This window comes from Paraburkholderia lebeckiae, assembly GCF_050436325.1.
GTDB classification, from domain to species: domain Bacteria; phylum Pseudomonadota; class Gammaproteobacteria; order Burkholderiales; family Burkholderiaceae; genus Paraburkholderia; species Paraburkholderia tuberum.
In genome coordinates, this window is sequence record NZ_JBNDLZ010000003.1 from 464874 (window position 1) to 480164 (window position 15291).

The 15291-nt window shown below is 61.2% G+C and carries 9 protein-coding genes and 1 pseudogene; 7 read left to right on the forward strand and 3 right to left on the reverse strand.

What is annotated here, in order from left to right; all coding sequences use genetic code 11:
• Nucleotides 1–84: 84 nt before the first annotated feature.
• The 5 genes and pseudogenes from OKW44_RS20115 to OKW44_RS20135 all read left to right on the forward strand — a co-directional run.
• Entirely contained in the window at nt 85–2340 is a 2256-nt protein-coding gene (locus OKW44_RS20115; RefSeq protein WP_051103748.1) for an ATP-dependent nuclease, read from the forward strand.
• Nucleotides 2337–4226: a UvrD-helicase domain-containing protein gene (locus OKW44_RS20120; RefSeq protein WP_018417976.1), complete on the forward strand. Its 1890-nt coding sequence runs from the start codon at nt 2337–2339 to the stop codon at nt 4224–4226. Before OKW44_RS20115 ends, OKW44_RS20120 begins: the two co-directional genes overlap by 4 nt.
• A gap of 448 nt (nt 4227–4674) precedes the next feature.
• On the forward strand, nt 4675–6156 hold the full coding sequence (locus tag OKW44_RS20125; RefSeq protein ID WP_429411169.1) for an ISNCY family transposase: 1482 nt from the start codon (nt 4675–4677) through the stop codon (nt 6154–6156).
• 1127 nt (nt 6157–7283) lie between these two features.
• Nucleotides 7284–8354, forward strand: a complete 1071-nt coding sequence (locus OKW44_RS20130; RefSeq protein WP_035470243.1) for a DNA-binding protein — start codon at nt 7284–7286, stop codon at nt 8352–8354.
• Nucleotides 8355–8412: 58 nt separating this feature from the next.
• Nucleotides 8413–8629: pseudogene (locus OKW44_RS20135) on the forward strand (NAD(P)H-dependent oxidoreductase); the annotation flags it as partial.
• 90 nt (nt 8630–8719) lie between these two features.
• Here the strand turns inward: OKW44_RS20135 and OKW44_RS20140 are convergent.
• Complete coding sequence (locus tag OKW44_RS20140; protein ID WP_018417980.1) at nt 8720–9127, reverse strand: hypothetical protein; 408 nt, start codon at nt 9125–9127, stop codon at nt 8720–8722.
• A 296-nt stretch (nt 9128–9423) separates the two neighbouring features.
• Here OKW44_RS20140 and OKW44_RS20145 point away from each other — a divergent pair, with 296 nt between their 5' ends.
• Nucleotides 9424–10776: an MFS transporter gene (locus OKW44_RS20145; protein ID WP_018417981.1), complete on the forward strand. Its 1353-nt coding sequence runs from the start codon at nt 9424–9426 to the stop codon at nt 10774–10776.
• 75 nt (nt 10777–10851) lie between these two features.
• Here the strand turns inward: OKW44_RS20145 and OKW44_RS20150 are convergent, their stop codons facing one another.
• On the reverse strand, nt 10852–13386 hold the full coding sequence (locus OKW44_RS20150; protein ID WP_018417982.1) for a penicillin-binding protein 1A: 2535 nt from the start codon (nt 13384–13386) through the stop codon (nt 10852–10854).
• Nucleotides 13387–13519: 133 nt separating this feature from the next.
• On the opposite strand from OKW44_RS20150, the gene fabV reads away from it, so the two are divergent.
• Entirely contained in the window at nt 13520–14716 is a 1197-nt protein-coding gene (fabV, locus tag OKW44_RS20155) for an enoyl-ACP reductase FabV (protein ID WP_018417983.1), read from the forward strand.
• A 98-nt stretch (nt 14717–14814) separates the two neighbouring features.
• Here the strand turns inward: fabV and OKW44_RS20160 are convergent, their stop codons facing one another.
• The gene (locus tag OKW44_RS20160; RefSeq protein WP_018417984.1) at nt 14815–15159 is read right to left on the reverse strand and encodes a Rap1a family protein; all 345 of its coding nucleotides are present in this window, start codon (nt 15157–15159) and stop codon (nt 14815–14817) included.
• Nucleotides 15160–15291: the final 132 nt, after the last annotated feature.

Sequence of the window (15291 nt, forward strand, 5' to 3'; positions counted from 1 at the left end):
TCTGCTTCGGCGCGCTGGCGTATTGCATTTACGATAGTCCGTATAAAATCTCGACATTCCATGCTGCCAGGGGCAATGACCAAGATGCACTTACATTCTCTCGCGTTCAAAAATTTCAGGAGATTGAAGGATGCACGCATGGATTTCGCCGACGACCTGACGATCTTCGTCGGAGCCAATAATAGCGGGAAGACTTCAGCCACTCACGCGATTGAGTTGTTCCTTTCGGGCGGCAAGGACAAGTTCACAGTTCACGACTTCTGGGCAGGCTGCTGGACCGATTTTGAGACCTTTCCTGCCGAAGATGCGGTCGACGCCAAGGTTGAATTTCCGTCCATGTCTCTTGATGTCTGGATCAGCGTAGATGCAGACAATCTCTATCGCGTGGTCGAATTGCTGCCGCGCGCCGCTTGGGAAGGATCGCTGGTCGGGCTTCGGATCGAATTTTCAGCCAAGGATGCCGCCCAGACACTTGCTAATTACAGGGCGAAGGCTGCCGAAGCAGCCAAGTTTGGGACGACTAAGGAAAAGGACGGACAGGACTACCGGCCATGGCCGCGTAACATGCGCGACTACCTCTCCCAAGAGCTGAAGAACGAGTATGCCCTCCGCTATTTCATTCTGGATGAGGCGCAGCTCAAGGCAGAAGCTCCCGATACAGCTTATACGCCCAAGGAGATCATCGCTGATGCAGAGCGATCCGGACACTCTATCATTAACTCGCTGATCAAAGTCGACTTCCTTAGCGCGCAGCGCCATCTCAGCGACGGGAACGTTCAGGCAAGAACGGAAGACCTGTCGAAACGGTTAAGCCGATTCTACACCCGTAACCAGAAGAAACGGGAAGACGATCACAACGCTCTTAGAGCCCTCGCACTTTCCGAAGACCAGCTCACCAAACATTTTGCGGACGTATTCAGCGACACATTCAAATCGCTCCGCAAGCTTGGCTATCCAGGCCTTGCAAATCCCACCCTTGAGATCCGTGCCGCCCTCAAGCTAGAGCGTCTCATGAGCGACCAGCAGGCGAAAGTTCACTATCTTCTTGAAGAAGCGACCGCCGACATGGAAGCGCTAGCGCTCCCCGACAGCTATAACGGGCTGGGGTTCAAGAACCTCATCTATATGGGCGTTGAACTCTTAGACCTTCATTCGGGCTGGGCCACGACAGAGGAGGGGGAGGAAGACAAGCGGCAGCCGATCCACCTTATTTTTATCGAGGAGCCGGAGGCGCACATGCATGCGCAGCTCCAACAGGCATTCGTACGCAAGCTCACCGACCTGATCCCGGCCGCGGATGATGACGGCTATGCGACGCAATTTGTGATCACTACGCACTCACCGCATATCCTCTATGAGCGTGGCTTCCGGCCGATCCGCTACTTCAGGCGCTCGCCGGAAACAGGCGCGAAGCAGAGTTCACTCGTTTTCAACCTGTCGGTCTTTTACGATCAGAACGAGCCTGATCGGGATTTCCTCCAGCGCTACATGAAGCTGACGCATTGCGACCTCTTTTTCGCGGACGCGGCCATTCTGGTTGAAGGGAACGTTGAGCGTCTCGTCCTACCACTCATGATCGAGCACGGTGCCAAAGAGCTCGAAGCGGCCTATCTGAGCATCCTCGAAGTGGGCGGCGCTTTTGCCTATCGCTTCCGCAAGCTAATCGAGTTCATCGGACTGCCGACCTTGATCGTGACCGACCTCGACAGCGTCCATCCGGCATTGCCGAAAAAGGAAGGGGAATCTGTAGCAGGAGATGGTGCGGCCGCCGAAGCGGCGGAGGACACCGACGAAGACGATGACGACGATGATGGGCACGGCGCAGCAGGTGAAAAAAAGCCCAAGCCAAGGTCGAAATGTCCCGCTGACACGCCTGGCGCAATCACGGCGAACCAGACGCTGAGGCAGTGGCTTCCCGGCAAGTCACTCGTCGACGAACTTCTGGCTGCACCAATCGGTGCCAGACTTCAGGCCCCCACTGCAGAGGGCGGGGCACACGTCATGGTTGCATATCAACTCCCCGTGAATGCGACGTGGGGTGCGATCACGCTCGAGCTCAAGAGTCGTACGCTTGAGGAGGCATTCGCCTATGAAAATCTCGCCTGGTGCCAAAAGAAAGAGCACCACGAGGTCGGGCTCCGCTGGGCCAAATCGCTTACGATGTCACTTGAAGATCTTGCCGCGAAAATCCACAAGCGAGTGAAGAGCGAAAGCTTCAAGAAAACGAGCTTTGCGCTCGGACTTCTTGCTAGCAGTGATCCCGGGTGGATTGTCCCTGCCTACATCCAAGAGGGCCTAGACTGGCTCATGACGCACGTCGCGATCGAGGCGTCGGTATGACGAGCCGTGCGGGCAAGCCGGATACGCCGGCCGATATCGAGCTTCGGGCACTTCTTGACGCTGACGCTTCGACCGGCTTCGTCATGGTCGCGGGCGCGGGCTCGGGGAAAACCACTTCGATCGTCAAGGCACTTGATCATCTGCGAAAAACACGCGGCCCGTACCTTAGCCGACGAGCAAAGAAGATCGCCTGCATCACCTACACTGAGGTTGCGGTCGGTGAGATATGGGGCGATGTCGGGAACGATCCGCTCTTCCACGTGTCGACCATTCACAGCTTTCTCTGGACCGCGCTCAAGCCTTTTCAGGCAGACATCGCAAACTGGGTAGGTCGTCGGCTAGATCAGAAGATCGCCGACACGAAAGGGAAGATTGCCGCCTTCACGAACCGGACTCAGCAGAAAACTCGGGATCAGGCTGCGGCCGACATACAGCGCTACGAAGAGCTGAAGGTGAAGATCGTCTCTGTTGATCGATTTACCTACGGCGTTGGTACTGACTATCCCAAAGGGATCTTAGGGCATGATGATGTGATCAGACTGTCGACCGAGCTCATCCGGTCCCAACCCCTCATCGCGAGGGTTGTCGGTCAGAAATTCCCGTTCATTTTCGTCGACGAGAGCCAGGATACGGCCCCCGACGTGGTCGACGCATTCAAGGCAATATCGGAAGTGCTCGGTTCTAAGTTCTGCCTCGGCTTCATCGGCGATCCGATGCAGAAGATTTACACCACGGGCGCGGGCGCAATTGAACCTCTCGCAGGATGGAAACCCATCGAAAAGCCGGAAAACTTCCGATGCCCGATAGCAGTTCTGAATGTGATAAACAACATCAGGGCCGGCGCGGACGGTCTGACGCAGAAGGGCGGAAAGACTGAATTGGTTGGAGGAGAGCGAAAGCCTGTTCAAGGCACCGCGCAACTTCTCGTCGTTCCTAAGGATGACCGAAGCGGGCGGTTGGCCGCCGTTCGCCAATGGCTAGCTGATCGCCATGCCGATCCCCTCTGGCTCAGCGATGAGCCGGAAGCCGACGTGAAGGTGTTGGTAATCGCGCACCGCATGGCCGCCAGTCGGCTCGGCTTTGGCAATCTCTACGAGACCTTCCACGACAAAACGTCTGAAGGGCTGAAGGATGGCTTCGACGATGGCTCGCATTGGTCGGTACAGCCGTTTCTGAAGTTTGTGATGCCGCTGGTCTTGGCCAGCGCGGCTGACGATCAATTCCAAGTGATGAATCTGTTGCGCCGCTTCGCGCCGTCTCTTCAACGAGAACACGCGCGCGCGAATGCTTTGGCGATGATCCTGAAGGACCTAGACGAACGGGTGCGGACCCTCGCCGCGGCATGCAGCCCGAACTCAGCAGTCGCTGCGTTCGAGGCACTGAGACATCTCCGAGATGGCAAGATGTTCAGGCTGGATGATCGTCTCCTGACGGCGATGGCCGAATACGACGCAGCCATTCCGCCTACCGGCTCGGGCGACGTGGCTGCGCTGCAGAAGCTTTTGCACCATCCAATGAAGGAGCTCTGGGGCTACCGGACCTACATTGAGGAGCAGTCGCCATTTGCGACGCATCAGGGAGTCAAGGGGGCCGAGTTCAGCCGCGTTCTGACGGTTCTCGACGACGAGGAAGGCCGCCACAACCAGTTCTCATATGGGAAACTTTTCGGAATTACGCCACCGTCCGATACGGACCAAACCAACCTGCGTGACGGCAAGGAGACAACTCTTGACCGCACACGGCGCCTGCTTTACGTATGTTGCTCGCGCGCTGGAAAGCATCTCGCTGTGGTTTTCTTCGCGGACGATCCGGCTGCGGCACGCGCCGCTATCGCAGGCCTTGGACTGTTCCCGGCCGAAGATGTCCATAATCTCGCAATCGTCTAAACGCGCACGAACTCTGGCGTCTCGAACTGCGAGGTACAAACGGCGGCTCCAGGTAGTTTGAGTGTTTGGTGCGCGGTGCGGCATCGGCGGTCAGCACAAGGGACTTCATCGGCAGCCTCCAAAATTGAAAAACGGCTGCATTGCAGGATTTTGCTAAACTTACTGCCCAAAATTCAAAAAATTAGTTCTCGGCGCTGCAAGTAATAGGAAGGCGGAGCTGACAGCCAACCAAGAACAAATTTGCTTTATTTTCTGGAACAAATTTGCCGTAACGGACAAAGATCTCAAAAAATTTTATGTAGGAATCCTTAATTTTACATAATCTTAATTATCACCGGCAACCGTTGTAGAGGCTAAGTTGTAATGTCCGCTTTTAGCCAAGTTCAAATGTCCGCTTTTTCGCAGCGTAAGCTGACCGGCCGCCGGCGTTTCGGCGCGGGAGGCTTCCATGGCTGCGACCGAACGGATAACGATGACGATGCGCGAACTGGACAGGTTCAAGGTCATTCAGGACGTCGCCGACGGCAGGCTCAAGCCCTGGCGCGCGGCGGAACGGCTCAGGCTGACGACGCGGCAGGTTCGCCGTCTCGTTGGACGGTTGCGCGAACATGGACCGGAAGGTCTCGTGTCGCGTCGGCGCTCGAAGCCCAGCAACAACCAGCTGGACGCGGTGACGGCTGATCGGGCACTCTCGATCATCCGTGAGCGCTATGCCGATTTCGGGCCCACGCTGGCCTGCGAGAAGCTGTACGAATGTCACGGCATCCGGCTTGCCAAGGAGACGGTCAGGCGCCTGATGACGGATGCAGGTCTCTGGGTTCCCCGCCGGCAGCGACCACCGAAGGTCTACCAGCCACGCGCGCGGCGCGCGTGTCTGGGCGAGCTGATCCAGATCGATGGCAGCGATCACCGGTGGTTCGAGGAACGGGCGCCGGCCTGCTCGCTGCTGGTGTACGTCGACGATGCAACGAGCCAGCTGATGATGCTGCATTTCACAGCCACCGAGTTGACCTTCAGCTACTTCGAAGCGACGCGCGCGTACATTGAACGCCACGGCAAGCCCGTCGCGTTCTACAGCGACAAGTACAGCGTGTTTCGCAAGACCGGTGCGAACAGGGATGGCAGCAGCGTGACCCATTTCGGCCGGGCGATGTACGAGCTGAACATCGACACGTTCTGCGCGAACAGTAGCCCCGCCAAGGGGCGCGTCGAACGGGCCCACCTGACGTTGCAGGACCGGCTTGTAAAAGAATTGCGGTTGCGTGGCATCAGCACGGCTGCCGAAGCCAATGCGTATGCGCCTGCCTTCATGGCAAATTACAACGTGCGCTTCGCGAAGCCACCGAAGAGCGGCTTCGATGCTCACCGCCCACTCAGGGCTGACGAGCATCTTGATCTGGTGTTCACGTGGCGCGAGCCGCGCAAGGTGAGCAAGTCGTTGACTGTGCGGTATGACCGCGTCACGTATCTGCTGGACGACACGCCCGGGCACCGCAAACTGATCGGCCGGTATATCGGGGTGTGGGAGTACCCGGACGGGCGTATCGAACTCCGCGCCGATGGTCGCGCACTGTCATGCAGACAGTACGACCGGCTGACCGAAGTTGACCAGGGCGCGGTTGTTGAGCATAAGCGGCTGGGTCACGTGCTTCAGGTCTCGCAGGTGATCCAGGCTCAACGCGATAACAGCCGGATCGGCAAAGCGCCTTCGCGAACCCACCTGGGCGTCGCAACGAGGGTTCAAAGCCGCTCGCCAGGCAAGAAGAAGCAACGCGAGTTCACGCAGGCCGATATCAATGGTGTGATTCTGGAACAGTCGCAGCAGCGGCAAACGCAACAACCACGCAAACCTGGCCGTCGGTCTGCAAAGGTGGTCGACGCAGACGTAAGCGCCCTGCCAGTTCAGGCGTCGTCCTTCAACAATGTGTAAGACAAAAAGCGTTAGAAACACCCCCCAAACCTGGACATTTCAACTTAGCCGGAAAGCGGACATTTCAGAATGGCCTCGACAAACCGTGTGTTGTAGTGGCTAAGTTGTAATTCAGACGTCCGCTCGGTAGACCACCGTAAGACGATCAGCCGTCGGCTGTCCGGGAACAGCGACCTCTATAGTTGCGACGGAATGCGTGACGGTATCAGGTCAGCGATCCGTCCTGTCCGTGTCCGGGTTAGCGACTTCCCATCGGATTTTGTGTAGCCTGGTCGTCTCGTTATAGCGGTCGTCGGGCAAAGGGTGCACTTGAGGACTTCTGGGGTACAAGTAAAGATTGAAAGCACTTGTTGCTGATTCATAGCCTAGATTATCGCGAACAGTTTGAAGCGAAACGCCGTTGCCAACCATATCCCAACCGGCGGTGCGTCGTAGCCAATGCGCGGACGCTTTTTCCACCTGGTCGGCGCGAGCCTCAAAATCAGGGCCCTTGGAACGAAGCCAAGATGCGGTATTGCTGAAAACGCTTTTGATCGCGTCGTGAACCGTCGAGCGATGCAGACATCGCCTAGGGCCTCCAAGCGGAAGTAATAAGGGTGTCTTCTCTGCACGACAAGGCATCGAGGATAGGCCCATTGCTTTGCGGTACCGTTGCAACTCCTCAATCAATTCGAGAGATACCGGCACGAGACGTGGGTTTCCGCCCTTGGATGGCATCTTTAGCCACCACTGCTCGTTCCCGTCTGGTCCTGAGAGACAAACGAATTGCCTCATCTGACCTTTCGCAACCTCGGAAATGTGCATGCCCTGCAGATAGAAGCGCGTGGAACTAAATTTCCAACATTCAGGGAACTAAATGACCCACAAACATGCAGCGCAGGTTTGCGCGATATTTAGTTCCCTGAATGTTGGAAATTTAGTTCCACGCGCTGGAGAACGGTTACAAAGTTATGCAAAAACCGGTAACAAACTTATGCAAACAGACGCCTAGCGATTGGACAATCCGCACACCCAACATCAACACGACATTATAGTACTAATGTCGTGTAGAAGATCGAATAGTGTAGTATTTGATGCGTTTTACGTTGTATTATCAACACGTCGATATACCCAAAGCCGTTTACACCATGACCCTCGAAGCCGACATCGAAGTCGTCCGTCAAAACGCGTCCGAGACGCAGACGCTTTATCGCGAGGTCTGCGCGTTGCTGTTTTTCCGTTACGGCGAAACGCCGACCGCGAACCGCCTGTACCAGTTGGTGCGCAAAGGCAGCATGAGCGCGCCGGCCAAAGCGTTGCGGGATTTCTGGACCGACGTGCGCGACAAGACGCGTGTGGACGTCGGCCGTCCGGACTTGCCGCCCGAGGTCGCAGCGGCTGCCGGCGAATTCGCGGCCCAGCTGTGGCGTCTGTCGAGCGACGCCGCGAACGGCGCGCTCGACGTGTTCAGGCACGACGCGGACGCGCAAATCGCCGCTGCGCAAGAACAGGCCAGGCAACACGACAGGCAGCGTCAGGACGCCGTCGACAAAGCCGAACAGGCGGCCAACGATGTCGCGACCCTGCGCGCGCGGATTTCCGGACTCGACGCGCGCATCGTCGAGCTGCAGACCGCTAACGACATGCTGACGGCGCAACTGGCGACATCGAAGGAAGAAATCGCAGCAGGAGCCGCCGCGCTCGCCGATGCCCGCCGCGATTTCGCCGACGAACTCGCGAAGCTGCGCCGCTCGCACGAGCAGAACGAGCAGCGGCTCGCCGCGGCGGAAAAGCGCGCCTTGCTCGAAATCGACGGTGAACGAGCGGCGGCGCAACGTTTGCGCAAGGAGCTTCAGGCGAGTCACGAGCGGGCGGCGACGCTCGAAGCCGAATCGCGGGCTGAGCGGGACGCGCTGCGGGATGAGTTGGCCGCATCGAAGGCGGAACTGGCTGTCTCCGCTGCGCGGCATGCCGCGACCCGCGGGCAGCTTGCGGAAAAGGATACGTTGCTGGCTGAACGCGTGGCGGCGACCGACCTGTTGCGCCAGCGTATCGACACGCTCTCGCGGCAGATCGAGACGGCACGAACAGAAAAAACGTCCGCGCGCCCTGCCCGCCGCGCCCGCGAAAAATCACCCGTGCAGGGCCGCGCGACGGTGGGCTTCTCGGGCGCACCGTTCATTAAACGTTCGACCAACGCCAAACCACCCGAAGACTGAAGACTGCCGGCGTCCCGGCGCATGTCACCACGCGAGTCGCGATGAGTGGTTACCTTGATACACGCCCGCGCACGAGCACACAGCGGCGATGCGGGCGTCATCGGATGCCCTGTACGCGCGCCTTCTCGCCGCCGTCGCGCTGGTGTTCGCCATGCCGATGTACAACTGGTCGATGCCGTCTGCGTTCAAGGCGTTCATCGATAGCATCACGCGGACCGGCGTGACCTACCTGCACACGGAAGACGGCGGCATCGTCGGACAGCTCGGCCGGCACAACGGGCGAATCGTGGATAGAGAAGCCCGGCGCGCATCACAAGGTGATCGTCATGGGGCGGCGGCGCCCGCCGCCCGCGCGCAACGCTGCGTCAGAACCGCGGATGACACTCGAAACTGACCGACGACTCGTGCTCGGTCATCGCGCTGCCGCCGCTGACCGTCTCCGTATTCACGCTGCTTTGCATACCGCGACGATCGCAGTAGTCGCGCGCTTCGTTCATCGCGAGTTCGTGCGCGCGCGCCCAGGCCATGCGTCCTCCGGTCGCGCTGGCGGCGACCGTGTAGCTGCCGGGCTTGCCGCTCGCGACCACATCCGTGCTCGACGCGCACCCGACGAGACTCGCGCACGCGAGCGCCACCGCCGCCACCCCGCGCATGCGCGCGTGCAGCGGCGCCCTCTTCCTTTCCGTGCTTTCCGCTCGCGCGACGGACGCGACTTCGCGTACCCGCACCGTTTTGCGCGCCTCAGCAAGCATGTCCGAACCCTGATTCGACATCGTGGATCACCTGCATTTTTAACTGACTGGTCAGGCAGTAATTATCCGGAATCGTTCGCCCAGGATCAGCCGATACAACCGAAAACACTGTTGCGCGACTCCTAACAATGGACACGAGCGCCACGCCGCGATGGCGTCGGCAATGAGCGGACCACATGGTTCACAAAAGACCTTCCGGAATCCCTTTTGAGCGTCTAGTCTGTAACGATGCCTGTTCGACGGACAGGCATTTCGAACCGCAGACGGACCCCACCACATAGCGGCATACACCGGTCGCCGAACCGGAGGAGACATATATGGATCTCGAGGCACGTACCCTTCAGCGCGTCACGGTTCGGCTCGTGCCGTTCCTGATCCTGTGCTATTTCATCGCCTATCTCGATCGCGTCAACGTCGGCTTCGCGGCCTTGCAGATGAACAAGGCGCTCGATCTGTCCGCGAGCGCGTTCGGATTCGGCGCGGGCGTGTTCTTTATCGCGTACTTCTTTTTCGAGGTGCCGTCGAACCTGCTGCTCGAACGATTCGGCGCGCGCCGCTGGATCGCGCGGATCATGTTTACGTGGGGTATTCTCGCGGGCGCGATGGCGTTCATCCCGGACATCTCGCGCTTCACCGGGGTCTCGCCCGCGCACGTGTTTTTCGGCCTGCGCATTCTGCTTGGCGTCGCCGAGGCCGGCTTTTTCCCGGGCATCATCTTTCTGCTGACCTTGTGGTTTCCGGCCGCGTATCGCGGGCGCGTGGTCGGCTATTTCATGGCGGCGATTCCGCTGTCGACGGTGATCGGCGGCCCGATCTCCGGCGCGCTGCTGTCGCTCGACGGCCGCGGCGGACTCGGCGGCTGGCAGTGGCTGTATCTGATCGAGGCGGCGCCGGCGGTCTTGCTGTCGGTCGCGGTGCTGTTGTATCTGACCGACAAGCCCGCGGACGCCACCTGGCTCAGCGCCGAGGAGCGCGACTGGCTGATCGCGCGGCAGAAGCAGGAGCGCGAGCATCGCGAGGCGGTGCGCCACTTCAGCGTGAAGGAGGCGTTGATCAATCCGCGCGTGCTCGCCATCGCGCTGATCTATTTCGGGGCGAACGCGACCAACTACGGCCTGAGCTTCTTCCTGCCGCAGATCGTCAAGTCGTTCGGCCTCACTAATCTGCAGACGGGTTTCGTGACGTCGCTGCCGTACGTGGTCGGCCTCGTCAGCATGATTTTGTGGGGACGGCATTCGGATCGCCACCTCGAACGCCGCTGGCACGTCGCGATTGCGCTGTTCGTCGCGGCGGCCGGCATCGCAGCCGCGGCCGGCCTCGACGATCCGGTGCAGAAGATGATCGCGCTGTCGATTGCCGGCTTCGGCATCTTCGGTTGCCTGCCGGTAATCTGGACTTTGCCGGCCGCGTTCCTGTCGGGCGCTGCGGCCGCGGGCGGCATCGCCGCGATCAATTCGCTCGGCAATCTGGCGGGTTTCTTCGGCCCGTTCGCGATGGGCTGGATCAAGGACAGCACCGGCGGCTTCGGCGCCGGGCTGCTATGCCTCGCGGGCGCGGGGCTCATCGGTATGGCGGCGGTGTTGCTGCTGCATCACGACACGTCGCTGGAGACGGCGCATGGCAATCCGCATGCGCGACCGCCGGGTGAAGCGGGCGTCGCGAGGTCCTAGCCCTTCTGCCTCCCCCCTTCAATACGCACCCGGGCAGCGCGCCCGGGTCGCGTTCAGTTGGCGTTCAATTCGCGTTCAGTTCGCCTCGCCCCCGGTATTCGCTCCTTCGCCGCCCTGACCAGTCGAATCGGGCGGCACGAGGTCGTCCGGCGTCGGGGTCGGCGCGAGCGCTGCCGCACCGCCGCCATGCGTTTCGCCATCGACGGTAATGGCGGGCGCCGGCGTGGGAGCCGCTTCCGACCCCGACCCCGTCGCCGGCAGCAACGGCGGCACCGCGCGCGCTTCGCCCTGCACCGCGGACGCGCCCGCTGCCTCTGACGCCGCCGCCGGTGCCGCCACGGCCGACGTCGGCGGCTGCACCGACGCCACCGGCGCGCGCCGCGCCGGAGCACGCGCCACGACCTGCTTGTCCGGCTGCGCCGGCGTGCGCGCGAACAGGTGCCCGATCCACTCGCGCAAGCGTTCGGCGCGCTCGGCGAACCAGCCCGGCTGCTGCGCGGTATCGAACTTCAGGTGGCTGTCGACGAGCCGCGAGCGCTGCGCGCGCTGGAAGAAATCGCCGACGATCGGCAGCGCGCTATGCGCACCCTGCCCCCAGTAATCGCTGCGCAGCGTCACGCGGCTGTCGTTGAAGCCGACCCACGCCCCCGCCACCAGTTGCGGCTGCATCAGGATGAACCAGCCATCCGCGTTGCCCTGGGTTGTGCCGGTCTTGCCCGCGACATCGCCGCGCACGCCGAAGCGCGTGCGGATGCTCGCGCCGGTGCCGCGGCTGACCACGTCGCGCATCACGTCGACGAGCGTGCGCGCCGTGTCGGCGGGCAGCTCGCGACTCGGCGTGGCCGGCTTGAATTCGGCGAGCAGGTTGCCGTTGCGGTCCTCGATGCGCGTGACCATCAGCGGCTCGACGTAGCCGCCGAGGTTCGCGATCGTGCCGTACGCCGACACCATTTCCTTAAGCGTGACCGGGCTCGTGCCGAGCGCGAGCGACGGCACCGGGTCGAGCTGGCTGTCGCGCACACCCATCGCGCGCGCGAGCTTCGCGACCCTGTTCGGACCCACCGACTCCATCACCTGCGCGGTGATGCGGTTGCGTGAATAGGCGAGCGCGTCGCGCAGGCTGATCATGCGGCCGCTCGGCTCGTCCTCGTCGTTCGGCTTCCAGATTTCGCCGCCGGCGAGTTCGATCTGAACCGGATTGTCCGGCAGTTTGTCGTCCGGCTTCGCGCCGGCCTCGAAGGCCGCCGCGTAGACGAACGGCTTGAAGGTCGAGCCGGGCTGACGGCGCGCCTGCTGCACGTGATCGAACGGATCAACGCCAAAGTCGCGGCTGCCGACCCACGCCTTGATCTCGCCGGTACGTGGGTCCATTGCGAGGAAGTCGGCCTGCACGCGCGTCTTCGTGTCGCACACGCTCTGCACGAGCTTGGGATCGGTGAGCAGGCTTTTCAGCGCGTCGTCGTCGGCGAGGCCCGTGTCTTTGGCCGCGCGGAAGTCAGGCGTTTCGCGCAGGAACGTGCGCAGCAGGTCCTTGTCCGCCGAGCAGCCCGCGCGCGTGCCCCACGCGGAGTTTGCGATGTTCTGCAACTGGTTGCCCTGCAGCGTGACCGCCTGGGTGGCCATCGTCTGCAGACGCGAGTCGATCGTCGTGCGCACGACGAGTCCATCGGAATAGATGTTGTAGTCGTTGCGATCGGCCCACGCGACGAGCCATTTGCGCAGTTGCTGCGTGAAGTGCGGGGCGGGTCCGGGCGGCTCGATCTGGCGCTCGAAGTCGAGACGCAGCGGCTTGCGGGCGAGCGTGTCGTATTGGGCGGGTGTGAGCTTGCCGTACTTGACCAGCTGCGCGAGCACCGTATTGCGCCGCTGCAAGGCGCGCTCGGGGTTCAGCACCGGGTTGTAGTACGCGTTGCCCTTTAGCATGCCGGTCAGCGTCGCCGCTTCGAGCACGTTCAGGTCGGATGCGGACTTGTCGAAATAGGTGCGCGCAGCCATCTCGATGCCGTACGCGTTGTACAGGAACGGGACCGTATTCAGGTAGGTTTCGAGGATCTCGTCCTTCGTGTAGAACGCCTCGATCTTCAGTGCGGTGATCGCTTCCTTCAGCTTGCGCGTCAACGTCGGCGCGCGGCCGATTTCGTCGGGATACAGATTGCGCGCGAGCTGCTGCGTGATCGTCGAGCCGCCCTGGCGGTCGCCGGAGAAAGTGTGCAGCGCGGCCGAAGCGGTGCGCCGCCAGTCGAGCCCGAAATGCTGATAGAAGCGGTGATCCTCGGTGGCGATCAGCGCGTTGACGACGTTTGGCGAGATGTCCTTCAGCTTGACCCACTCGCGGTTCGACGGCTTGAACTCGGCGAGCAGCTTGCCGTCCGCCGACAGGATCTGCGCGGGCTGCTCGATCTTGGCCTTGCGGATGTCGCCGATGCTCGGCGTGAACGGAATCAGCAGCAGCACGTACAGTACGAATAGCACCGGCAGCGCGGCGAGCCCCCACGCGAACGTGCGGCGGGTCGGATGGCGCAGATGCCATGCGGCCTTCGCGAACAGCGGGTTCGCGAGCGTCAGCCCTTTGTCGAGGGCCGCCAGAAAGGAGGAAAAGAGGCGCTTCACTTGCTGTCGTCGGCTGGGAAAGGCGCAATCGTACCAAGATGTGGGGGTGCGTCGGTTTTTGCTCCGTTCGCGGCATGGAGTGGGGCTCCGGCGGGGCCACTATAATGTCGCCAATTCCGACAAGAGGTGCTTCATGATCATCAAACCGCGTGTGCGTGGCTTCATTTGTGTATCGACCCATCCGATCGGCTGCGAAGCCAACGTCAAGGAACAGATCGAATATGTGAAGGCACGCGGCCCCATCGCCAACGGCCCGAAGAAGGTGCTCGTGATCGGCGCGTCGACCGGCTATGGCCTTGCCGCCCGCATTAGCGCAGCGTTCGGCTCGGGCGCGTCGACCCTCGGTGTGTTCTTCGAGCGCGCCGGCAGCGAAACCAAGGCTGGCACGGCCGGCTGGTACAACACCGCGGCGTTCGAGAAGTTCGCCACCGCCGAAGGCCTGTACGCGACCAGCATCAACGGCGACGCATTCTCCGACGAAGTGAAGGCGCGCACGATCGAAGTGATCAAGCGCGATCTCGGCCAGGTCGATCTGGTCGTCTATAGCCTCGCGGCGCCGAAGCGCCAGCACCCGAAGACCGGTGAGGTGTTCAGCTCGGTGCTCAAGCCGATCGGCAAGGCCGTCAATCTGCGCGGCATCGACACCGACAAGGAAGTGATCAAGGAAACCGTGCTCGAACCGGCGACGCCGGAAGAAATCGCGCACACGGTCGCGGTGATGGGCGGCGAGGACTGGCAGATGTGGATGGACGCGTTGGGCGTTGCCGGCGTGCTCGCCGACGGTGCCAAGACCACCGCGTTCACCTACTTGGGCGAGAAGATCACCCACGACATCTACTGGAACGGCTCGATCGGCGCGGCCAAGAAAGATCTCGACCAGAAAGTGCTCGGCATCCGCTCAAAGCTCGCGGCCAAGGGCGGCGATGCGCGCGTCGCGGTGCTGAAGGCAGTCGTCACGCAGGCAAGCTCGGCGATTCCGATGATGCCGCTCTATCTGTCGCTGCTCTTCAAGGTGATGAAGGAAAAAGGCACGCACGAAGGCTGCATCGAGCAGGTCTACGGCCTGTACAAGGACAGCCTCTATGGCAGCCAGCCGCATCTGGACGACGAAGGCCGTCTGCGCGCCGACTACAAGGAACTCGATCCGCAGGTGCAAGGCCGCGTGCAGGAGTTGTGGAACCAGGTGAGCAACGACAACATCTACGAACTCACCGATTTCGCGGGCTACAAGACCGATTTCCTGCGCCTGTTCGGCTTTGAAATGAAGGGCGTCGATTACGACGCGGACGTCAATCCGGACGTGCAGATTCCGAATCTCGTGCAGGTTTGATCCACCGGGGGGCGGGCCCGCTTCGCGAGTTCGCCCCTGATGTTGCCCCTCCTCGCCTCCCTCCCCTCACTCCTTCAACACGTCAGCACGTCAACACGTCAGCACGGATACGCGCCCTGCAACGCGCGCAGAATCGCGAGCCCGATTGGAAAATCGTCGGAAATGCCCGGATGATTCGCGAAGAACGCATCGAGCAACGGATAGACCGTCTGGTTGCCGATCGCGAGCGTTGGTGGCGGACAGAACAGTTGCGGCTGTTTCCTCGCGACCAGATCGCCGTTCGCCCAGCCGAACGCGTTGATCGTGCCGGTGATGTACGCCGCATAGATCGAGTTGTTGTCGGCGTGTGCCCAGCGCTTGTATTGCGCGGCCGTCATTTCCGCGCTCGCGTTCAGAGTGAAGCACGCCGTCAGCAAAGCCAGCGCGAATTTCGTTACCCGCATCGTTGAACCTTCAATGTTGCCAAATGGCCGCCATTGTAGGCGACGCGGGGCGCACCGCGCACAAGCCGTCGAGCACGGGAATTCACAAGCAGAGCGTAAGCATTGAAGGAGGATTCTGTAAGAATAGACGGA